Source organism: Pedobacter folensis, assembly GCF_056490665.1.
Window position 1 is genome coordinate 1,651,394 of sequence record NZ_JBWJIF010000001.1, and the last position, 23,853, is coordinate 1,675,246.

Annotated in this window: 14 protein-coding genes; 2 read left to right on the forward strand and 12 right to left on the reverse strand. The window is 40.0% G+C overall.

Going from position 1 to position 23,853, the window contains the following annotated elements:
• Window positions 1–52: 52 nt before the first annotated feature.
• Window positions 53–394, forward strand: coding sequence for a hypothetical protein (locus tag AC04QZ_RS06505; RefSeq protein WP_086547013.1), 342 nt, complete (start codon window positions 53–55; stop codon window positions 392–394).
• 1 nt (window position 395) lies between these two features.
• Here the strand turns inward: AC04QZ_RS06505 and AC04QZ_RS06510 are convergent, their stop codons facing one another.
• From AC04QZ_RS06510 to AC04QZ_RS06550, 9 genes are all read right to left on the reverse strand, one after another.
• The gene (locus tag AC04QZ_RS06510) at window positions 396–1,067 is read right to left on the reverse strand and encodes a hypothetical protein (RefSeq protein ID WP_086547014.1); all 672 of its coding nucleotides are present in this window, start codon (window positions 1,065–1,067) and stop codon (window positions 396–398) included.
• 245 nt (window positions 1,068–1,312) lie between these two features.
• Window positions 1,313–1,501, reverse strand: a complete 189-nt coding sequence (locus AC04QZ_RS06515) for a cold-shock protein (RefSeq protein ID WP_025142821.1) — start codon at window positions 1,499–1,501, stop codon at window positions 1,313–1,315.
• Between the two features lie 164 nt (window positions 1,502–1,665).
• Window positions 1,666–1,956: a hypothetical protein gene (locus AC04QZ_RS06520; protein ID WP_057933358.1), complete on the reverse strand. Its 291-nt coding sequence runs from the start codon at window positions 1,954–1,956 to the stop codon at window positions 1,666–1,668.
• 618 nt (window positions 1,957–2,574) lie between these two features.
• On the reverse strand, window positions 2,575–4,998 hold the full coding sequence (locus AC04QZ_RS06525) for a DUF4982 domain-containing protein (RefSeq protein WP_478357077.1): 2,424 nt from the start codon (window positions 4,996–4,998) through the stop codon (window positions 2,575–2,577).
• 20 nt (window positions 4,999–5,018) lie between these two features.
• A complete protein-coding gene (locus tag AC04QZ_RS06530) occupies window positions 5,019–7,559 on the reverse strand; it encodes a membrane or secreted protein (RefSeq protein WP_478357078.1) in 2,541 nt (846 codons plus the stop codon).
• A gap of 130 nt (window positions 7,560–7,689) precedes the next feature.
• Complete coding sequence (locus tag AC04QZ_RS06535) at window positions 7,690–8,748, reverse strand: glycoside hydrolase family 53 protein (RefSeq protein WP_478357079.1); 1,059 nt, start codon at window positions 8,746–8,748, stop codon at window positions 7,690–7,692.
• 7 nt (window positions 8,749–8,755) lie between these two features.
• Window positions 8,756–9,871: a SusE domain-containing protein gene (locus tag AC04QZ_RS06540; RefSeq protein WP_478357080.1), complete on the reverse strand. Its 1,116-nt coding sequence runs from the start codon at window positions 9,869–9,871 to the stop codon at window positions 8,756–8,758.
• Between the two features lie 12 nt (window positions 9,872–9,883).
• Window positions 9,884–11,491: a RagB/SusD family nutrient uptake outer membrane protein gene (locus AC04QZ_RS06545; protein WP_478357081.1), complete on the reverse strand. Its 1,608-nt coding sequence runs from the start codon at window positions 11,489–11,491 to the stop codon at window positions 9,884–9,886.
• Window positions 11,492–11,519: 28 nt separating this feature from the next.
• Window positions 11,520–14,504 carry a SusC/RagA family TonB-linked outer membrane protein gene (locus AC04QZ_RS06550; protein WP_478357082.1) on the reverse strand — a complete coding sequence of 995 codons (2,985 nt, stop codon included), beginning with the start codon at window positions 14,502–14,504 and terminating at the stop codon, window positions 11,520–11,522.
• A gap of 325 nt (window positions 14,505–14,829) precedes the next feature.
• Between AC04QZ_RS06550 and AC04QZ_RS06555 the strand changes: the two genes are divergently transcribed.
• Window positions 14,830–18,909, forward strand: coding sequence for a hybrid sensor histidine kinase/response regulator transcription factor (locus AC04QZ_RS06555; protein WP_478357083.1), 4,080 nt, complete (start codon window positions 14,830–14,832; stop codon window positions 18,907–18,909).
• Window positions 18,910–19,106: 197 nt separating this feature from the next.
• Here AC04QZ_RS06555 and AC04QZ_RS06560 read toward each other — a convergent pair whose 3' ends face one another.
• From AC04QZ_RS06560 to AC04QZ_RS06570, 3 genes are all read right to left on the reverse strand, one after another.
• Window positions 19,107–19,997 (reverse strand): SMP-30/gluconolactonase/LRE family protein, encoded by an 891-nt coding sequence (locus AC04QZ_RS06560; RefSeq protein ID WP_478357084.1) that lies wholly within the window; start codon window positions 19,995–19,997, stop codon window positions 19,107–19,109.
• A 150-nt stretch (window positions 19,998–20,147) separates the two neighbouring features.
• On the reverse strand, window positions 20,148–21,908 hold the full coding sequence (locus AC04QZ_RS06565; protein WP_478357085.1) for an ABC transporter ATP-binding protein: 1,761 nt from the start codon (window positions 21,906–21,908) through the stop codon (window positions 20,148–20,150).
• On the reverse strand, window positions 21,892–23,628 hold the full coding sequence (locus AC04QZ_RS06570) for an ABC transporter ATP-binding protein (RefSeq protein WP_478357086.1): 1,737 nt from the start codon (window positions 23,626–23,628) through the stop codon (window positions 21,892–21,894). The genes AC04QZ_RS06565 and AC04QZ_RS06570 overlap by 17 nt, the downstream gene beginning before the upstream one ends.
• Between the last annotated feature and the right edge of the window lie 225 nt (window positions 23,629–23,853).

Genomic DNA, 23,853 nt, shown 5'->3' on the forward strand with positions numbered 1-23,853 from the left:
TAAACAGCAAAAATGTTTTTTGTGATAAAAAATTAAGTCCTATTTTTGCGGCATGTCGTCTAAATATAAGATTTTATACTTTTTCCAAAATTCTGATACCGCTATACTAGAAATTCAGCGTCTTGGTCTGCCCGACAATGCAGATGCAGAGGCAACCTACCACTGGCTTTACTTTGATAAAATTACAGGATCGTTGGTTAAATTATGGTTCAGGTCGATGGATTCTTCTACCGAAATTGAAGAACGTTATTTTGAGCAAGGTTATCTTAAATTCAATAAAACAGAGGCTACCTATATAGAAAAACACAATTCTTCTCAACAAAAGCTCAATAATATGGGCAATAGAGCTATTGGAGAGGATATAAGTGTTTTATTGGAAAATTATCTGAAATAATTCAGGCCATTTCCGGCAGCTCTGATTCTAAACCAACTTTACTTAAAGGATAACGGGAGGCATAGAAATCCTGAAGCGACTGGCAGAAATCCGGATACCATTCTTGCTTTTGCATGCTTTCTAAAAGTTGCGCACAGGCCAGTACATCGGCATCGGCCTGATGCAATGCATGAGCAACAAAATTAACCACATCCCAAATGCCTTCCATCATAAAAAACCGAAAGGTAGACAGGATTGCAGACCATTGCACTTTTTTAGCCTGCAATAAAAAGAACCGCGAAACAGGACTGCATAAACGTTTAAAAGCCATGTAATCCTCTTCTGCACCCTCGAGGTTCAAAAGGCCGTCACTATAAGGTAGATTTACAATTTCTGCCGCAATTTTATCACGGCCATGGAAATAAACACTCCCTGCACAGATAGAAGATATCGATATCAGTGCTAAATGATCGTAGATTTCGGGATGCATTTTCAACTTGCCATTGCGTACAAACACCAGTCCGCCTTTTTTAGCAGCGCCAGCTTGTGTATTCATAGCCGATAAACTTAAGAGTTCAAACTCGCCAGCAAAATTAAGTGCTGCTACAAATTGTGCTGCAGCCATAAAAGTACCCCGATCAAGCGGTTTATTGTTGATAACAGGTTTCTGAATTGAAAAAATAGAAAGTTGCAAAAATATTTAATTTGTTTGGTTCCGGCCGATTGTATCGACATTAGCAAAAATAAAAATCCAATCCAGAAAACAATGATGTTGATCGCGGGTAAAGCGGGTCAGAATGGTAATCAACTAGAAATGAGAAGGAAATTTTTTCAACCTTTTTGTTCATTAAATGGTATACTCGTTTTCGATGGTATTTAAAACATGCGGGCAAAAAAAAAGCAGGACTAAATCCTGCTCAAAATCTTTTTGGGAAAGAATTAAACAACTCTTACTTTCACTGCATTAAGGCCTTTTTTGCCTTCTTGAACTTCGTATTCAACTGTATCATTTTCTCTGATTTCGTCAATCAGGCCTGATGCATGCACAAAAATCTCAGATCCGCTTTCTTCTTTAATAAAGCCAAAGCCTTTTTCTGAGTTAAAAAATTTTACTGTTCCGTTTTTCATTATACTGGATGTTTTTAAATTAAAAACCAAAAATAGGATTAAAACCGAAAAACCAAAATTACTGGCAAATAAAATTGCTAATTATGCACAAAAAGATTTACAACTGTAAAGATTACGGCGGCCATTTTACAGTCTGAAATATTAAGCACTAAGTTGATGAGGGGTTAAAAAGATTTTCCCTGCGTAATGGAAGAATACCAATTAATAGGATGCGACCTTAAATTCATGCCATCACTCTCAATATGATACAAGATAATGGGCATACTAAAATCGACAAAACGCTCTACCTGTCTGGACAGTTTACCGAGAAAATCCATACTCGATATACCCTCTTTTAAATGAACGTAAATTACACTGCCTGTTTTAAACTCAAAGCGTTCCACCACTCCTGGCCACTCTGCTTTTATCCTGGTGAGGAAAGCTTTGATTTTGGTTTCTTCTTTTAGATTTTCCATAAGCTTATCAGGTTTTTTAATATATGCTAATTTAAAAAATTATTCCAAATAAGATTAATTGTAACAGTACCTATACAATTAGCAGGTAAATTAATGATGATGTTGAATGCAGTAAAGAATCTTTAATTAAAGTGCTAGGACGCGATAAAGCATTAAGATTCCCAATCGAATTGGGAATGACGATAGATCCCCCCTTACGTCATTCCCGCGCAGGCGGGAATCTTAATACCAAATACAAAAAAACAAATGCGCTAAAGCATTAAGATTCCCAGTCGAGCTGGGAATGACGATAGATCCCCTCTTACGTCATTCCCGCGCAGGCGGGAATCTTAATACCACATACAAAAAAACAAATGCGCTAAAGCATTAAGTTTCCCAATCAAGTTGGGAATGACGATAGATCCCCCCTTACGTCATTCCCGCGCAGGCGGGAATCTTAATACCACGTACAAAAAGACAAACGCGCTAAAGCATTAAGATTCCCAGTCGAGCTGGGCATGAAGATAGATTCCCCCCTTACGTCATTCCCGCGCAGGCGGGAATCTTAATACCACATACAAAAAAACAAATGCGCTAAAGCATTAAGATTCCCAGTCGAGCTGGGAATGACGCCACCTATTACTTAGCCGAAACAACTTCTATATTTCCATCTTCTAGTCCTTTCCCTTTAACCTTCAATGCTATTGCACCACCCTTTTTATCAGACTGTAGCACCACCACCAGTTTCCCACTGAATAATTTCATCGTTGGTTTCACAAAAGATGCTAAAGAAGTGGCATCGCCATTACAAGTGGCTTTAAATGTCCCTGCTCCTTTTACTTCAAAATTTAAAGCATTGGTAGCGGTTGGACAAGGAATTCCATTCTTATCAACCACAGATACCGTTACAAAAGACAAATCCTTTCCATCAGCCTTAATTTCTTTCCTATCAGGGGTGAGCACAATTTTATAGGGTTTGCCTGCTGTGATTACCTTTTCTTCGGCTATGGGTTGCCCCTTGCTATCAAAGGCTACTACTTTTAAGGTTCCGGGTTCGTATTTCACATCCATCCACATTAATCTGTAACGGTTTTGAGGTGTCGATTTATCCTTTTTCTTTACACCCAGGCTTTTGCCATTTAAGAAAAGTTCGGCGCTATCATAGCTCGTGTAAACGAAAACAGGTGTAGTCTGGCCTTCTCTTCCCTCCCAGTTCCAATGTGGAAGTAAATGGAGTGTAGGCTCTGTTTTGTTCCAGCGGCTTCTGTAAAGGTAATAACGGTCTTTAGGTAAACCTGCAAGATCTGAAATCCCGAAATACGAACTCCTGGATGGCCAACTGCTATCATAGGGTGTAGGTTCACCAAGGTAATCGAAACCTGTCCAAACAAATTCGCCAATTACCCATGGTTTATCATCCTGCATTACAAAATCATCGTCAGGTACATTAGACCAGCTACAATATTCAAGATCATAAGATGAAGACTGAAAATCAGGGTATTGTTTATCAAATCCTTTTACAACCGGAAATTTATATATTCCCCTGGAACTTACCGTTGAGGCTGTTTCAGATCCCAAAATAAATCCTTGTGGAAAGACCTTATTGGCTTCCTCGTATAGGTGCACCCGGTAATTTAATCCCGGAATATCCATGAGCGCTCCAAAACCCGATTGCATGGTGGCCTTCACCTGATCCATCCCTACGGTAACCGGGCGTGTAGGATCTTCGCGGTGGAAAATTTCCTGAAGCCATTTGGCCCTTTTCACCCCTTCGGCACCAAACTGATCGGGCACTTCGTTTCCTGAGCTCCACATCACAATACAAGGGTGGTTTTTAGTGGCCCGTACCAGATTAACAATATCCTTTTCGGCATCGGTATTAAAATAAAGGTGATAACCATTTTCTACTTTGGCTTTTGCCCATTCATCAAAACTTTCGGCAAGAAACATGAATCCCATTTCATCGCAAAGCTCCAATTGTTCCGGCGAAGGCATATTGTGCGAACTTCTGATGGCATCGCAACCCATTTCTTTTAAAATGCTGAGCTGCCTCCTTAGTGCAGCCGTATTAATGGCGGTTCCAAGCGGACCAAGATCGTGGTGCAAACAAACACCCTTAAATTTCCTTACTTTGCCATTCAAGCTGAACCCTGTAGATGCGCTGAAATTGATTGACCGAAGGCCTAGCCTTGTTTTCACCACATCCTTTAAAACGTTTCCTTCATAAACACTCGATACAGCGATATACAGATAAGGCCTTTCCGGACTCCAAAGATTAGGATTATTGATTTCGATATTCTGATCGCTTTCATCGCCGAAAATGGATTTAGCCGTATCAATAGCCACCTGTTTACCTAAGCTATCTAAAATCTGCGTAACCAAACGAATACCTTTACCGGTTAGTTTGGTTTTGATATTTACTTTAGCAAATTCTTTTTTCACTATAGGTGTGCTTATGGTGATTCCCCGTTGATCGATGCTTTTTTCTTCTTTAATGATCAAATGCACATTGCGGTACAAACCTGCACCCGGGTACCAACGCGAAGATTTTGGCATGTTTTTCAAATGAATGGCCAATAAATTATCATTCGCTTTAAGGTCATTTGTAATATCAATATAGAAATAATTGTAGCCATAATTCCATTGCCCAATCAGCTTTCCATTCAGGTAAACACGGGGTTCGCTCATGGCACCATCAATCTGGAGCAAAACTTTCTGATTTGGCTTAATCACAGGAAGATTGAGTTTCTTTCTATACCAGCCTTCACCAATATAAGGTAAAGCTCCGGTCCTGCCTGTTTTTTCGCTTGCCTTTGTTTCGCCATTTTGAGTAATGGCCGTTACCTGCTTGTCTATTTCCTTATCAAAAGGTCCGCTAATGGCCCAATCATGCGGTACGGTGACCGTTTCCCAGCGGGTATCATTAAAAGTGGCTTCGGCCGCATTGGGAAAACTTCCCTTTGAAAACTTCCAGCCTTCATCCAGTAAAATTTCGGTTCGTTGTGCAAAGGCATTTAAATAAGCCAGGCAAACCATAAAAATGGTAAAAAGAATTTTATTCAATCGGAACATGTAATTGACAGTTATTTTAAATAGATAGATTCGATAGTAATATGAGTTGGTTTAGTGATGTTTCCATAACCAAATGTAACTTCAAGTTTTTCAGCATGCTTCAAACTAAAGGTAGCTTGACTTGGTGATTGATAGTAAAGTGGTAAAAAACCCGGATAAGGACGTGGAAGCAACAATTGCGCACCGTTTTTAAGCTGATTTAATGGAATTTCGATCAGTTTAAAACCTTTTCCGGCGAGAATTTCTGTCGCGAAGAAATGTGCATCAATATCAGTTAAACCGATTTTAATCTTGGTATTTTCGGTATTTGCTTTAATCTTGACCACCAATGTTTTTAAATTGTTCAATTCTGCAGACCTCCCAGCCATTTTATCAGCAAAGAAGCTTTGAAACCCCATCAATTGATTAGTTTTTGGCTTACCCATGGAGAGTTTCAGATTCAGTACCGATGGATTTTCTTCTGAAACATATTCAATTTTATTGTTTCCCCAATCAGGGTTATAGATATTGATATTTTTGCCATCATTGCCTGCATTAAAAATTTCGACAATGGCATCTTTAGCGGCCACATAGGTCTGGTAACTTTCCGTTTCAAGCTTATCCCAGGCATTGGGATTTCCTTTCACATTTGCCGGGAAAGTGATGTAATCGCCATTTGATTTATGAACGATGATTTGATATTTCAGCAGGCCATTTTTAACCAGTTCAGCCGGAATTGTTGCCTGATATTGGTATTCCTGATTTTTTTCAAAAGGAATATTTTTCCAGCGATTCACAGCATTCAATTGAACAAATGCTGAATCTTTTGCACCTAAGCCTGTAATTTGTGCATTGATGGCTAAGGTTATATCTTCTGAAACCGTTGTTAAAGCCTGATGTTTAACAAAAATAGCTTCATTGGAAGCTTTTGGGGCAACAAATTCACCCAAGGCTATATGCTGACTAATGCTTTGAGCGTTCAGATTGGTTTTTAAGTTTTTCTTAATCAACAGGTAAGCACCCGGAGAAACACTAAAACGATGTTCAACAGCTGCTGAATTAAAGGTATTGCCTTGATTTAATCCTTTGACTGTAAAGCCAGCGCCCAGATCGGGAAGATCAATATCGATTGGTAAAGTAGACCAGATAATCTGTGTGACCTCTTTTTTTGGCGAAGCTCTTTCGAAAGGATCTCTGACGGGGATTGCATCTGGCATTACTTCCAAACGCCACACCCCGGTAGCCACCTGATCGATAAAGTAGGCTCCCCTGCCCTGATATTGAACAATTTTAGAGCTGCCCACACCTGCAATATGCTTCAGTTTTTTTGCATTGATTAGTTTTGAGGTGGTGTTATTGGTATAATAAAATTCTTCAGCGGTATTCATTTCGCTCAGCGAATTTTTGTAATCAATTTTAAACGGGCCAAAAGTATTGCCCTTGTTTAAAGTATCTAAACGACCAAATTGATGGAAAACCTTCGAAGCAATTAACATACTGATTGCTTTTGATGGCGTATAAGCGAGGTTTAAATAATGAGTTTGATACTCGGTATTGGCATAAGCAGTTGCCATCGGATCGTAGGCAAACTGGGTTGCCCATTGAAAACCTGCAGCCCTAAAACTCCTGGCCATTGCAGGGTACATCATCGGCGCCATTACATCACCGGCATCAAATTCGTAGACTACCTTAGCCCGGTTTTTAAATCCAGGGATGCTATCGAAAGGGATTTTATACCTGGCTACATTTGGAAGGTAATTTCCTTGTAAAGTATGTCCGGCAACTAAACCTGTTGGATACCATTGAAAACTATGCCCCTGAACATTTGCTTTCACAATGGCATCAGCGTACCAGGGCGATTCGCTAATGTTATAGAAAACAGGTTTGGTCCAACCGGTACTTTTTATGGCGGCTGTCATGCGGTTAACGTATTCGGTTGCCCTTTCCTTTGGCCCGCTGTGATGGGGTTCGTTATTGATCTCCGTAGCTAAAATATCTACATCCTGTTGGTAGGTTAAACCAGTGTAAGGGTTTTTATGCTTAAAAAACTGTTTCAGGTAATTTTCCTGCGCTTTAAAAGCTTCTTCATTTACTACAGATTTATCTTTACCATACTTATTAGCGAAGCTTCCTGTATTTTCATCTTTTTCCGGATAACCGTTTCCCCAAAAGGCAATTGGCGTAACCAGGGTTTTGATTTTACGTTTCTTAAGTTCTGCAAGCAGAAAATCGAAAAGACGTAAATGTTCGTTATTGATCAGGTTTCCTTCAGCATCTGATATTTCCTGATCCCAGACATGTACACGAAAGGCATCTAAACCCAATCGCGAGAAATGATAAACATCGTCTTTTATCGCTTGTTCGGCAGTAACGCCCATTCTTAAAATGGCTCGATTGCCATAGGCAAAAGGTGCGGTATAGTTGGTACCGAAAAAGGCAGCTTCCTTATTGTCTTTCTCCCAGCGAATTACACCCGATGCATCTACAACAATACCTTGATTATTTTGCGCACGGGTAACGATTGCCATAACAGCAAAAGCAACGAAAAGAGACAGTTTTTTGAGTAAAATCATAAATAAAAAATTGTTTATTATGTGCGGATTTAAAATCCTGTTGGTCGGATTTGCAATCCCGACGCTTTAACTGCGGATTAAAATCCGCCTCTCACCACGTCCGGATTACAAATCCGGACCAACTACCAGGTTAAGGCAGAAACGCATCCATTGCAACCGTTGGTTTGCCCGTATCATCAAAAGCACCCAATTTATAACCACTCCAGCTATTGTAAGATTGCGGCTCCCAATAGAAAACCCCTAGTCCTTTGTTATTTGGCAATGATTTATTCTTCGCGATTAAATCTTTAATAAAAGCTTTGCAGGCTACCGCTTCTGAAACCGGCATTCCCAATTCACAGATCATTACTTCCGATCCGTAACGGGAAACCATATCCGTCATGTTGGCTAAACACTGGGTATTTTTTGCCGACCAATCTGTAGCTGTCGGATACATGGACATCCCGATTACATCCCATTTGGCACCATTATTTTTTAATCCATCGAACATCCACCTGAACAGACTGTTATCATAACCATTAGAAATATGCACCACCACTTTCGAAGTTGGATTTACTGCTTTCACAGCATTATAGCCAGAAAGTACCAGATCTGCAAAGTTTTTCATGTTTGCAGATGCTTTTCCATCATTCCATAACATGCCATTATTGGTTTCGTTACCCACTTGCACCCATTCAGGTATAATTTTATTGGTTTTTAAAACCGTTAAAACCTCAACGGTATGGTTGTAAACCGAAGTTTTTAAGCCAGCAAAATCCTGTGTTGCCCATGCGGCAGGTTTGTTTTGCTGCCCCGGATCTGCCCACGAATCGCTGTAATGAAAATCGATCAACAAACGCATGTTCATGGCTTTTGCTCTTTTTGCCTTGGCTAAAACGTCGGCTGTATTGCAATAACCTGCAGCTGGATTTACCCAAACCCTAAGGCGAATGGTATTGATCCCTTTATCTTTTAAAATTTTAAGCAGATCTTGTTGTTCTCCGGCAGCGTTGTAAAACTTTTTACCTGCAGCTTCCATTTCGCTCAGCCAGCTTACATCAGCTCCCAAGGCATAAGTGCCCACAGGATCTGGCTCAGGATAAATCTGTGTTTCGCCTTTAACTGATTTTTTACATCCGGCACCTATCATTACCAGTAATAAAATAAACCCCAGCCATTTCATATTGTTTATGCTTATATTTTTTAACATCTCTCGCCTATTTAATTGAATACGTATAATTTCCGTCACCAGCACTTAAATCTAAAGTAACGGTGAAAATGCCTGTTTTGGTAACCGGGATATTGATACCGCCCCAGGTTGGTGCACCAGCATAAACCAAGGCGCCGTTGGCATCTACCTTGTAGCTGATATCGTAACTACCATTACAGGTAAACACAAAAGTTTTGCCCGCAGTTAATGAAACATTGGCCGCAACCCATTTGCCAGTTGTTGCATTGTAAATCAATGGTGTTGATGAAGTACTCCAGGCGTTATCATCGCCAGAGATAAAGAACTTAACAGGTGTATAGGTGATCGTTAATGCATCTACATCGGCATTTACTTTCATATAAGCCGGAGCTGGTGTAAGGTACAAATTACCTCCCGTTAAGCTCATCGTAGTTGAAGTACCTCCCCAACCGTAAACCTTGCTGACATCTTTTGTAGATACCAATTGAAAAGCATCGCCACCATAACCATCGGCATTTGGCAGATTAAGATAACCTTCGTATTTCGAATTGAATTTAGCAGAGGTTAGTACAAAACCATTGGTCCTTGCGGTTGGTGTTTTCCAGGAATTACCTCCTTTTACCATCAAAGCAGGATATTCTATGGTGGCTTTGTATGGATTAACCGTCATGGTTAAACTCGAATAAATTGGTTTAATGGTTGAGGCTGTCCCGGTATTTTGAGTCACTTCTGCTTTCAATCTCACCACTACGGTACTTACCACACCTGTTGGCAACAGCAGCTGATTGGCTAAAAGTGAATTAAAATCGGCACCCAGATAAGCTTTTTCAAAAGTACCGGCAGTAAGTTTAACGATTACCGCATTGGCCCAGGCATTTGCACCTACAGTATCTGCAGGCACATCAAATTCCAGTGAATAGGTTGGAATAACACTGGCACCAAAGTTTGCGGCTTTAAAACTAAATGTCGCAACGTTAGCAGCATCATTCGCTGAGGTTAATACCACACTGGCTACCGAACTTTTAAAAGCAAGGCTACCTGCATTTGGCGGTGTAACGATATTTGTACTTTCTTCTTTTTTGCAGCCAAAGAACAGACTGATTAAAAGCAAAGTATATATGATCTGAATTGATAACTGTTTCATAATGGTTTGGGATTAATAACCTGTATTCTGACGAAGGTTTGGATTAGCCGAAAGATCGGTTGGCGGCAATGGATAAAGGTTGTATTTGCTGTTTACGGCTGCACCGTTTTTAACGCCACCTTTCCATGCCCATAAATAAGCAGCAGTGGTAAACTTTCCAAAACGGATCAAATCCGTTCTGCGGCTTGCCTCGTACCAAAGTTCACGCCCGCGTTCATCTAAAATAAAATCGGTAGTTAAAGCGCTTGAGGTGATGTTTCCAGCGACGCTTCCGTTATATGCACGGGTACGCAACTGGTTAATGTACGTTAATGCCTGTGTTAAACTACCGCCTGAACCACCGCGTAAAACAGCTTCGGCATAGGTTAAATAGCTTTCACCTAAGCGGAAAAGTGGAAAATCGATATCCGAAAAGTCTTTGGCAACATCCTGGTGTGGCGCCGGCCCACCAGAGCGGGTTTTATTGCGGAATTTAGTGCTGGAGTAACCATCGTTAGAAGTATACAAATCGTTCACCTCCAAATTTTGTCCCGACATATAAAACTGAGCCCTTGTATCTGTTGCACCTGTTTTATCGGCAAAAAGATTGACAAATTGCTGGGTAATCCTTAATCCACCCCAATCGCCATTCGAGCCTGAAACTTCTGCCGGTACGTGTGCCGGACCATGCATCAGGTAAGTAGTACCCCCAAAATTCTGGGTATTTGTGCCGTCGTAATTAATGGTAAAGATGTTCTCGTCGGTATTTAAGTGATTATCGGCAATGGTTAACTCGCGGTAATTGCCATGCAGCGTATAACCTGCGGCCGTAATTTTGTTGCAATAGGTAATCGCGTCGGTATACCTGGCGGTACCGGTATAAACTTCTGCATTTAGATAAATCCTAGATAACAAAGCCCATGATGCAGCTCTATCAGCACGACCATATTCGTTTGCTTTTGGCGCAGCGAGATCATTTTCAATGGCCTTAAGTTCTGATTCTACATAGGCGAATAAATCTTTACGGGCAATTTGTTTTGGCAAATCCTTACCCCCAATTTCGGTGGTTTCGGTAACCAGTGGCGGATTTCCATAAATATCCATTAATACCGCATATTGATATGCCCTGATAAAACGGGCTTCAGCCTTAAACCTGCGTACCTGATCAGCATCAGCGCCTGTAATTCCTCTTTTGCTTAAATTATCATCTGAAGATTGATTGATAAAATCGTTGCAGAGTGTAATCTGAAAAAATGAACGGTAGTATAAACCATTGATGATCGAATTGATGGATGACCAGGTCATTTCATGCAGTCCCTGGATACCCGCATCGTTCTGCCATGACCAAACGGCCTCATCAGTAGTTAATTCCTGCAAGTTCCAGTATAAACGAAGGAAATCGGAATTACCTTCATCTTTAATAATCTCCACCGGAATATCGGGCTGACCAACGGATGCATTTCCGGTAAGGGCAAAAGCACCATACACCTTGGCTAATGATTGTTTATAACCGGCAGCTGTGGTATACACTTTATCAGCCGTAAGATCGTTTGTGGGCACTAAATCCAGTTTGTTGCACGAGGTGATCAGCATCCCGATGGCACAAACTAGCGCGAATAATGGTAAAACACGTGGTTTCATATATTTTTTGTTAAAGCAGTTCATCATCTTAGAAATTAACATTTAAGCCTAAAGAGAAAATACGAGGTCGTGGATAGATATTATTATCCACTCCAGAGGCCACTTCTGGATCCAACCCTTTGTATTGGGTAATTACAAATACATTCTGTACGCTGGCTGTTAGCTGTACATTTGCTTTGGTTTTAAGGATCTGACCGAAAGTATAACCCAGATTAACGTTATCCATTCTTAAAAAAGAAGCATTTTGAACATAATAATCGCTCAATAACTGCTGGGTTTTAAAATTGGTAGTCAGGTAATTGGGCGAAGCATTCAAAATAATTGCGGTTCCTAAAATCTGGTTTAAATTACCGCTTTGGCTATAGTTATTGTTGTAAACATAGTTACCTAAATTTGCCCTCAGGGTGAATGATAAGTTCCATTTTTTGTAACTCAGGTTATTACTAAAACCCAGGAAAACTTTAGGATCTGCTTGTTTTCCTTTTTTGAAATCGTTCTGATTGATTACGCCATCACCATTCTGGTCTACATAAACGCCCTCAATTGGATTTCCGTTCTGATCATAAGTCTGTTCAAACAGGTTGAAGGTGTTTTTTGGTCCGCCAACTGCGTTGATAAAGGCATTTTGTCCACCAACCCCACCGGCAATGGTTCCACTCGGAAAACCCGCATAATTTGGATCATTTGGTACTACCGTTAAATTGGTGATGGTATTTTTGTTATAAGTGGCATTAAAGCTAAAATCCCAGTTGAAATCTTTCTCTCTTATTGGGTTAAAATTCAGGGTTAACTCCGCTCCTTTGTTTTCCATATCACCCACATTTACAATTGCTGTTGCAGCGAAATTGGTTCCGGCAGGCTGAGGAATTAAATTCAACAAATCGCTGGTTTTCTTGCGGTAAACTTCCAGGGTTCCCGTAATGCGGTTATCCAAAAATCCGAAATCCAAACCAATGTTAGCTGTTGCAGTTTCTTCCCACTTAATGTTGGCAATGTAAGCGCTTGGACGATACATCTGATAAAAGGTATTGCCAAACTGATAAGAGGCATTTAAGGCACTTAAACCATAGGTAGACATATATCCATAATTGCCAATCCCATCCTGCTGACCGGTTATACCATAGCCTACACGTAGTTTTAATGCAGAAACAATTTTACTATCCTTCAGAAAAGATTCATTTTTAATTGTCCAGGCTAAGGCCGCAGATGGGAAAACGCCATATTTAAAAGAAGGTCCGAAACGGGATGAACCATCACGACGTACTGTTGCGGTTAATAGAAAACGCTCATCGTAGTTGTAATTTAATCTTCCAAAATAAGAGATCAAACGATATTGAGGTTTGTTAAAAGCAAAAGCAGGATCTGAGTTTACAACTTTATTTCCATAAGCATCAAAACTTGGATAGTTGTATTGGGTAGTTAAATAATCATTGTAAGAATAACCTGCGGTTGCATCAATCCTACTTTTAATCGATTTAAATTCTTTAACATAATTCAGGTAAAAATCCAGAACGGTATTTCTTCTATTTTGTTTGTATTGATTGTTTACGCCGTTGCTCAAGATCGATTCTGCAGCATTTGGATCTACGTAAACCGTTCCTTTACCCGAAGCTACATCATAAGCAGCGTTTAAATTAGCGTGCAGTTCTGGCAAAAAGTGAAAACTATAATCCAGTTGCAGGTTACCTATACTGCGCATCGGTTTCGCACGATCTTCTCTTTGCTCCAATAAGCCAACCGGATTACGGCCAACTAAATTAACCAGACCGGTCGGCGTAGTTGAATCTAACCACTCCCAATAACCATTATAGTCTGGCCTGTTCGTGTAAGTAGCTTGCGTTGGATCAAAACTCACTGCACCACCAATAGCGGCTGTATTTGCAAAACGTGTTTTCTGCATACTTCCTTTCAGGTTGATATCGAGTTTTAAGTGATTATCAAAGAACCTTGGATTAAAAACAACGGCAGCTGAAGTTTTCTGCAACTCATCCGTCCTTAACACACCTGTTTGATGCTGATAACCGATTGATAAACGGTAAGGCAATTTTTTGATTCCACCACTAATGCTGATGTTGTTATCAGTAGAAAAACCATCCTGATAAATCAGCTCCTGCCAGTTGGTATCAAATGTACCCAGCTGTGCTTTTTGCGCTGCCGTTCCTTTCGAATTCACAATCGCACGTATTTCATCGGCATTTAATACATCCAACTGTTTGCTTAATTTAGAAACAGAATTTACCGAATTGAAAGTTACTTTTAAGGCATCGCCCAAACCTTTTTTGGTGGTGATGATGATTACACCATTTGATGCCCTTGCACCGTAAATGGCTGCTGCCGATGCATCTTTTAAAACCGTAAAGGTTTCAATATCATTTGGATTGATGAAACTCAAAGGATTTGATGCGCCCGAAACGCCACCGCTTTCTAAAGGTACACCGTCTATTACGAACAACGGATCGTTACTTGCGTTTAATGATGAACCGCCACGGATACGAATGGTACTGCCACTTCCCGGCTGACCGCTGTTCGAAGTAATCGAAACCCCCGATACCTTGCCTGATAACATCTGCTCTGGCGTACTGATACTTCCTTTTTGGAAATCCTTTACACCAACCACTGCTACAGAACCCGTAAGGTCTTGTTTTCGGGTGGTTCCATAGCCCACTACAACCACATCGTTTAAGGTAGAAGCATCCTCCACCAGGGTTATGTTTAAGGTTGTGGTTCTCGAAACCGGGACTTCCTGAACTTTATAACCTACCGAAGTAAATTCGAGTATACCGGCCTTAGCAGGAATTTTGATACTAAAATTTCCATTGGCATCAGTAGAGGTGGCAATCGTCGTTCCTTTCAAACGAACACTTACGCCGGGCATACCTAAATTATCGGGTGCTGATTTAACAACGCCGGTAATGGTTGCCTGCTGTGCAAAAAGATATCCATGGGTAAAAATCAGAAGTAAAAGCATTAACATTCGCTTGTTACCCTTGAAGAAAGATGTAAAAATGTGCATAGAATATTTTGGTTAGAATTAACAATACAAATGAAGGTTTTATCGCACTCTCCGCCTTGTGCTATTGTTCATTTTTTTTGTGCTAATCGACATATTATTGCTTTAAATGGCTTTTAATCGCCATTCCTCATGCCTCATTCACGCAGGCGGGAACTACGAAGTACTCAGTGAAGCTAATCTTTAGGAATAATACAAGCCTGGCTAAGGCTTTAAGATTCCAAATCCAGTTGGGAATGACGTTCCGGGGATAAGCCATCGTTTATAATAAGGTTGATAAAAAATCAATTATCTTTATCGGCTCAGAACTGTCTGCATAAACTGTCAAATGAACACGTTAACGAGAACTTTTTTCCTGCTCCTTTTTATTTTTTCGATAGGAAATGTTAGCGCACAAAATTTAAAATTTAAACACGTTAGTGTAGAGGATGGACTATCGAACAGTACCATCGAATGCATCTTTCAAGACCATCGGGGTTTCATCTGGTTTGGTACACGCGATGGTTTGAATAAATACGATGGCAATCAGATTACTGTTTTTAAGCACAACAAAAACGAAAATAGCATCAGTGATAATTTTATCAGGTGCATCTTTGAAGATCAAAACCATACGCTTTGGATCGGCACTTCGGATGGACTGAACAGGTTTAATGCCGATAAAAACAATTTCTCAACCTACAGGGCCAAAGACCAAAAGAACCAGACCAACATTGTTACCTCAGTTAAAGAAACCAGCAAAGGAATCTGGGTAGGCACTTATGGTGGTGGACTAAACCTGCTCGACAAAACTTCGAATACCTTCAGCCGATATCAATATCAATCTGATGTGGCAAAAACCGACCGAAAGGATTACATCAACGATTTGTATGGCGATGCAGCAGGAAATATCTGGATGGCTACCGATGCCGGGATTCATATGTTAGACCTTAAATCAGGTAAAGCAGCAGTTATTAAAACATTAGAGAATGAATCCTTCAGGGTGATTAAAAAAGATTCAAATGGCTCTTTTTGGTTTGGAACAGAAGAAAATGGCCTCATCCATTACGATTCTGACAAGAATACCATTAAAACATACCAACACCAGGAAAAAAACAGCAATAGTATAGGCAGCAACCTGATAAGGACAATTGTTTTCGATCAGCATAAAAACTTATGGGTTGGCGGTATTAATGGTGGCCTAAACCTTTTTAATCCAAAAACTGAAACATTTACACATTATCAGAACGAGCCTGGCAATGCTTTTAGTTTATCGCAACGTACCGTTTCGGCCCTTTTTGTCGATCAGCAGGATAACCTTTGGATCGGTACCCACCGCGGGGGCGTAAACCTTTATAGCCCACAGGCAGAAAAGTTTAAATTGGTGCGCCAGGAGCCCAACAAAAACAGTTTAAGTTACAATGATGTAAGGGCTTTCCATGAAGATAAAGCTGGCAACATTTATATTGGGACCGATGGTGGCGGACTCGATATCTATAACAAAACCAGTAAAACCTTTATCCACCACCGCTATAATCCCTTCAACCTAAATAGTATTGGTGCCGATGCCGTTTTAGATATTACCGCAACCAAAAGCGGCTTGTTATTAGTCGGTACCTGGGCAGGTGGCTTAAACCTGATGCACAACGATGGCTCGTTTACCCGTTTTAACCACAATGCCAATCCGACTTCCATTTCTTCGGATTATGTACAAAAATCGTTCGAAGACAGCAATGGAAACATCTGGATCGGCACTTATTATGGTGGTTTAAACCTTTTCGATGCGCAGAGCAAACAGTTTAAACGCATTACCGAGGGGAAAAATGGCAGTAAGTTAACGGGCAACAACATTGTGTCCATTAATGAAGATCAATACAAAAACCTTTGGATCGGCACCGATGATGGCGGTTTAAACTGTTATAACCTCAATAGCCAGGTATTTACCCATTATTTTTTGGGCGGTGGAAAACGACCGGATTTAAGGGTAATTTTTATAGACAGTAAAGGAAACCTTTGGATTGGGCAGGCTGGTCTTTACCGCTTTAACCGTGCAAAGAACAAATTTGAACTTTACACCACAAAAGCAGGTTTATCAACTGAATTTATAAAAGGAATTACGGAAGATGACCAGGGCAATTTCTGGATCTCAACTGCCCATGGCCTGACGAGATTTAATCCACAAAACCAGACTTTTAAAAAATATAATACAGCTGATGGTTTGCAGGGACTTGAATTTGAAACCAATGCCTATTTAAAAACCCGGAATGGGGAAATGTTTTTTGGGGGAATAAACGGTTTCAACTCGTTTTTCCCTGATGATATCCAGACCAACAAATTTATCCCCCCTGTTTACCTTACAGAATTTCAGATCTTCAATCAAAAAATCTTACCAAATACAGCTGGTTCTGTGCTCGAAAACGACATCAGTTACACCAAAGAACTTCAGCTGGATTATGATCAGGCTTCAATATCATTCCGTTTTGCCAGTTTAAATTATGTGGCCAACGAAAATAACAACTATGCTTACCGCTTAGAGGGTGAAGATAAAGACTGGGTTTTTGCCGGCCATGTGAAACAGGCCTTTTACACCAACCTCGATCCGGGAACCTATACTTTTAGGGTTAGGGCATCGAACAATGATAATCTTTGGAATACCACCGGAACTGCTGTAAAAATCATCATTTCTCCACCTTTCTGGGCAACCTGGTGGTTTAGGTTAATCGTTATTGCAACCGCTCTTTACTTAACCTATTTAGCGCTGAGCTTTAAACGCAGACTGGAAATCAGAAAAATAGAGGAAGAAAAAAGAGAAGAAATCCACCAGACACAGCTTCAGTTTTTCACCAACATTTCGCATGAATTCCGCACCCCGCTTTCGCTAATATTAGGGCCAATAGAACGCCTGTTGAGGGAAGATACACAAGAAAGTTTCCAAAGTTATTACCACACCATCCACCGCAACGCCAACCGCTTATTGAGGCTCATTAACGAACTGATGGATTTTAGAAAAACAGCTTCGGGGGCTTTAAAACTCAATGTGGTAAACGGTAACCTGAACCTTTTTATTGATGAAGTGGCCGAAGAATTTTCGGAAATGGCTGCTGAAAAAGGAATCAGCTTTACGGTAGAAAAAGAAAATCTCCCTGCCGATATCTGGTTCGACAGACAAGTGATTGAAAAAATTATCCTCAATCTGATTAATAATTCCATTAAATACACAAAAGCTGGCGGAACACTCAAACTTCAGGTTTTCACCGAACTGACCGATTATAAACCAAAATTTGAAAACCAATTGGTGATCAAAAGTGACTATGAGGCCAAAGCCTACATCTATTTCCGCGTGATTGATAGTGGAATTGGGATTTCTAAAGATTCTATCCAGCATTTATTTGAGCGCTACTACCGGATAACTGAAACGCATCTGGGCTCGGGAGTGGGATTGGCTTTCGTAAAGAGTTTGACCTTATTGCATAAAGGCTTAATTCAGGTATCAAGCCAGCGGAATGAAGGAACAGAAATTATTATCGGCATCCCAAGTAGCAAAGCAGATTATACACTAAACGAACAGTTCAGCCAAAATAACGAGCCAGGTGGTACAAGGCTGGAAAGCATCAGCTACCGGTCGGAAACTGAAGTAATCCAACTCGGAACCGAACAAATACCTGCAAATACTGAAACCAGTATCCTAATTGTAGATGACAACGAAGAACTGAGAACCTTTTTAAAAGATACCTTAAGTCCGTTTTATACCATTATTGAAGCTTCAGACGGCCATTCAGGGCTTGAACAGGCCCGAAAAAATTTACCTGATCTGATTATCAGCGATGTGATGATGCCGGGCATGAACGGAACAGAATTTTGTAAGTTCATTAAAGAAGATATTGAAACAAGCCATATCCCGTTTTTAATGCTTACCGCTAAAAACAGTGTGGAAGCTGAAATTGAAGGTGCCGAATCGGGTGCCGATCTTTATTTCACCAAACCCATCAACATTAACCTGTTACAGCTCACCATCAAAAATATTTTTGAGCAAAGGCAAAAACTGAAAGACCACTATTTAAAAAATAAGGATATTGAGCCCAAAGCGCTTGCCCATTCTGAAAGAGACAAGGCTTTCCTCACTAAATTATTATCGATCATAGATGCGGAAATGATCAATCCTGAAATGGATATCGATTACCTCTGCAAGGAAATTGGAATGAGCAGAACCAAACTTTACCAGAAAATAAAATCAATCACAGGACAATCTATTGGTGAGTTTGTGAGATCGGCCAGACTCAGAAAAGCCATTGAAATCATGAAAAGTGAAGATGTTTTGATGACAGAGGTTATGTACAGGATCGGTATTCAAACACAATCATACTTTACAAAAGCCTTTAAGAAAGAGTTCGGTGTAACGCCAACCGGCTACATGCAGAACCTAAAACCTTAAGGATGGATTAAATTAAAAAAGCCCTTCAATCCTGAGAGGGCTTTTTCATAGTCGTCTATCCCTATAAGTAGGAATCCAAAACTAATTAATGTGTTTAATATTTTTAGGGGTTGAATAAACTGAACAGAAAAATTTTTCGGCTTAATTCATCTTTGTTTTTTGGGCTTTACATGCCTTTAAACGGGCATAACGAACTATTACTCCACTCCCTTTGCATTCACGGGAATAACATACAGTGATTTTGAAGCCGTAATAAAAAGCATGTTTTTGTCTTTTCCACCAAAACAAATGTTACCACACCACTCTTCGGGTATATCAATATGGCCAATTTTTTCGCCTGTAGGCTTGTAAATATTCACTCCTTTTCCGGTTACATAAATATTTCCTTTACTGTCTAAAGTCATCCCGTCAGAATGCTGATTAAGGATTAGTTGCCTGTCGGTTAATTTAGCATCGGCACCAATATGATAACGGTAGGTTTTATTCGCCCCCATATCTGCTACATATAAAAATTTACCATCTGGCGTACCCACAATACCATTAGGTTTAACCACATCATCCGCAACCACGATGGCTTCTTTTTTCCCTTTTGGAAGATAATACACTTTTTGACCTTCAATTTCGGGCGATTTTCTAGTCCAGTAATCGCGTTGATAATAGGGATCTGTAAAATAAATGCCTCCCTTGGCATCCAACCAGATATCGTTCGGTCCGTTTACCTTTTTGCCCTCATAATCGCTGAAGAGCACTTTTATTTTTTTGTTTTTATCAATAGACCAGATCTGGTTATGCTCGTCTGCACATACAATCAGGTTGCCCTTTTTATCGAAATAAGTTCCGTTTGCCCTACCCGATTTATCCATATACAGGCTCAGTTTTCCATCAATACCATATTTCCAGATCTTATCATTAGGCTGGTCGGTAAAAAAAACATTCCCTTGTTTATCAACCGAAGCACCTTCTGTAAACTTAAATTGTGCAGAAATCACCTTTAAACTGTCCTGAACAAAAAGGTTATCACCTGCATTTTGTGCAAAAGCACTAACGCCAAAGGCAGAAAATGCCAAAAAGAAGAAGTATTTTTTCATTTGTATTTTATATATATAATCGGTGTTTGCTGGTCGGGATTTGTAATCCCGATCATCGAGTTAAGGTTTTTTAATGCTTTTGTGGATTGCAAATCCACAATTCACACAGTCGAGATTACAAATCCCGACTAACCAAAGGTTGTAAAAGTATTAACTTACCCGTTTCCCTTTTAGTAACATATTTAGTGCATCGTTCAGCGTTCCGGCCTTTTGCACTTCACCTTCATTTACAAAATAAATTTCGTCGGCATTTTCAATCGTATTTAAACGGTGTGCAATAATCACCAGCGTAGTTTCTTTTGAAAGCTTATTTAAAATGCTTCCCAAAAGTTGTTCGGTTATGGTATCGATATTGGCTGTGGCCTCATCAAGAATCAACAGCTCAGGATTTCTTAACACCGCACGCATAAAGGCGATCAGCTGTTTCTGCCCCAGACTGATACTATCCGATCCTGAAGTAATCTGCGTATTTAAGCCCTCATCAAATATGGCTAAAAGTGCATTTAAATTGGCTTCTTCAATTATTTTCTCCAGCTGCGCATCACTTACTTCCTTATATTGACTGTTGCCGTACAAAATATTCTCTTTTACCGTTCCGGTAAATAAAAATGGCTCCTGCAAAATGAAACCGATTTTTTGTGTTCTTTCTTCAGCAGAAAATGAACGGATATCTTTACCATTTAATAAAACCGTTCCTTTTGTGGCATCATACAGGCGGGAGATTAAGGAAGCAGTGGTGGTTTTCCCCCCTCCGGTTGGCCCAATTAAGGCGTAAGTTTTTCCCTTTTCAAATTTTAGGTTAATGTTATGGAGGATTTCTTTACTGTCATCATAAGAAAAATGCACATTTTTAAATTCTAGCAAAGCATCAGAAGTGATGGTTTCTTTTGTTTCAATCTGCTTCAGGTCACTTTCTAACGATAGAATCTGCGATATCCTGTCCCAACTGGCCATCGCCACCTGAAAGCTGGTCCAAAGGGCCGCCAATTGTCTTAATGGATTATAAAAATTGGTGGTATAAGCAATATAACTCACCAATAAACCCAAAGTAAAGTTGCCAGTAGAAATGAGATAAATACCGAATAACAAGGTAATCAGTTGTGCTATGCTCGATAGCAATCCATAAACAGGCACAAAAATATTGTTGGCTAAACCAGCACCTATTGCCGTTTTATAGTTTTCAGTATTGGCTTCATCAAAACGTTTTCTAAAATAATCCCTGCGGTTAAAGGCAATAATCACTTTAAAGTTGTTCAGGCTTTCCTGTATTTCGGCGCTCATTCCGCCAACGCTTTTTAAGTTTTTAGCATTTTTTCCTTTTACCCAGGGTGATAATGCCACCGTAAAAAGAACAATAACCACCGCAGGCGAAAGTGTTGCAGCCCCCAGTTCTAAATTAATCGAAAGCAGAAAAATACCTGCTCCAATCATCGTGACTATACTACCAATAAACTGCATTAACGATTGTGAAAAAAACTGGTTAAGCTTATCCGTATCGTTATTCACCCTCGAAATCAGGTCTCCTGCTTTATTCTGGTTAAAAAATGAAACGGGTAACTCCTGCAGTTTATTAAAAATGGCATTGCGTAAAGTGTATAACATTCGCTGGCCCACTCCCCCCATCAACCTGGTTTGGGTGTAACCGGTAACCATGGCAATCATGTAGATCACCAACAGGATGCCACCAAAAATAAGCACACCATGGAATTGTTTGGTACGAATATAGGTATCAACCGTGTGGCCCACTAACAATGGCCCCAAGAGCAATAATCCCGAGTTTACCAAAATGGCAATTAGTGCCAGCCAAAGGTTTTTACGTTCAGCCGATATCAACTTTAGCAGGCTTTTTAAAGCCTTATAGGTAGATTGCTTTTCCTGCTTGTTGCTAAGCTGGTTAAGATTGTAGTTCATAATTACTGGTGCTCTGTTGTGAATTGTAAATCTGAACATATTCAGGACTGCTTTTCAGCAACTCCTGATGGGTTCCTTCTGCAATGATTTCGCCTTCCATCAGCAAGATCACTTTATCATAATGTTCAACAGAAGCTATTTTTTGGGTAATAGAAAGTAAAGTTAAACCTGGATAATTTTGCTGGATATTTTCCAGAATCCTTTTCTCCGTATTGGTATCCACACGGGCTGTAAAATCGTCGAGTAATAAAATCTTCGGATTCACCGCTAAAGCCCTGGCCAGCATAATTCTTTGTTTCTGTCCACCTGAAAGGCTGTTTCCGCGTTCCGAAACAATGGTATTCAATTGATCGGGCAAAGCATCTATAAAATCTTTAAGTTCTGCAGTGGCGATGGCTTTGGCCAGCGATTCGTCTGTAACGGTATCGCTAAAGGCTATATTTTCCCTAATGCTCATGTTGAACATGATACTGTCCTGAAATACAAAGCCTACCTGTTGGTGGAAATTCTCCTGGTTATACTTCTTAATTTCTTCGTGATCAAACAAGGCCGCACCAGAATCTGCTTCAATCAGACCTGTTAAAATATAAAGCAATTGTGATTTTCCCGCAGCCGTAGGGCCAATAATTGCGGTTTTAGAACCTGCTTTGGCAGAGAATGAAACCGACTTTAAAATTGGCTTCTGTCCAAAACTCAAAGTAATATTTTTCGCTTCTACATCTCCCTTCAATTGTGTAGTCAGGGTGCCTGGATGTTTAATCTCCGCAGCATTTAACACCGTTTCTATCCTTTGGTATGACGCTGTAGCCTGTGCAATTACGTTGCTCATAAAACCAATCACCAAAATGGGAAATATAATGAGGGTAAGGTAACTGCTAAAAGCAGTAAACTCGCCCAGGCTCATCGAATTGGTAATTACAAAGTGACCACCCAGTACCAAGATGCATAAACCAGATAAATTGGCTGTAAAAACAATCACCGGAATCAAGGCTGCAAACATGCGGAGGATGGATATCCCTAAATCTCTCGCTTTGGCATTTGCATCCAAAAATTTATGGTATTCTAAGGCTTGCGAATTAATTACGCGGATTAAAGCCGAACCTAAAATACTTTCGCTGATGACCTTGTTCAGCCAATCGATTACTTCCCTGCTCTTTTTAAAAAGCACTTTTACCTTGCTGAGCACATAAAAAAATGCACCGCCAATAATCGGTACAATCGCAATTACACAAAGTGCCAGTTTCCAGTTAATCATCAGGAGCAGAATACTTGCCCCAACAATTAAAAATATAGATGAGCAGATGGAAACAATGGCCTGCGAAACAAACATTTTGATCGAATCAACATCGGCGGTAAGGTTAGTCAGCAGTTTTGAGGGGTTAGCCTGAATAATGTAGGCATGGCTTTGTCGCGAAATTTGATTAGATAACCTGGTTCTCAAATCTCTTGCCACACGCTCAGAAGCATAGGTTTGTACGATACTTTGTAAATAAGTAAAGATAAAAACCAGAACAATGGCCAGCGAAAACTGAAGCAGGATAGATTGAAGATTAAAAGTTTTGTTGGTATAAGCATCGATACCGCTGGCAATAATCTTCGGTAAGAGTAGGTTGATACCGTTACTGAGCAAAGCAAACAGGATCAGCATAAAAATTAAGCCGCTGTAATTCCCAAGTAAACTGAAAATACTCGGCTTTTTGGCTTCTTTGGTTTTTTCCATATCAATGAAGATACCTTAAATTGTAGGTTCCAAATTTAGCCGAATTAATTGATAACGTTTGTAAGAAAATTATAGAAGAAGAAGAAAGCTATAAAATTAAAAGAGGCTGTATCATAATTATAGATTTGTCATCCTGAGCTTGTCGAAGGACTTATTTAAATACCTCCTAAGTTGTTTCGACAAGCTCAACATGACATAATTTAAGGAGAAATTACTTTTATGATA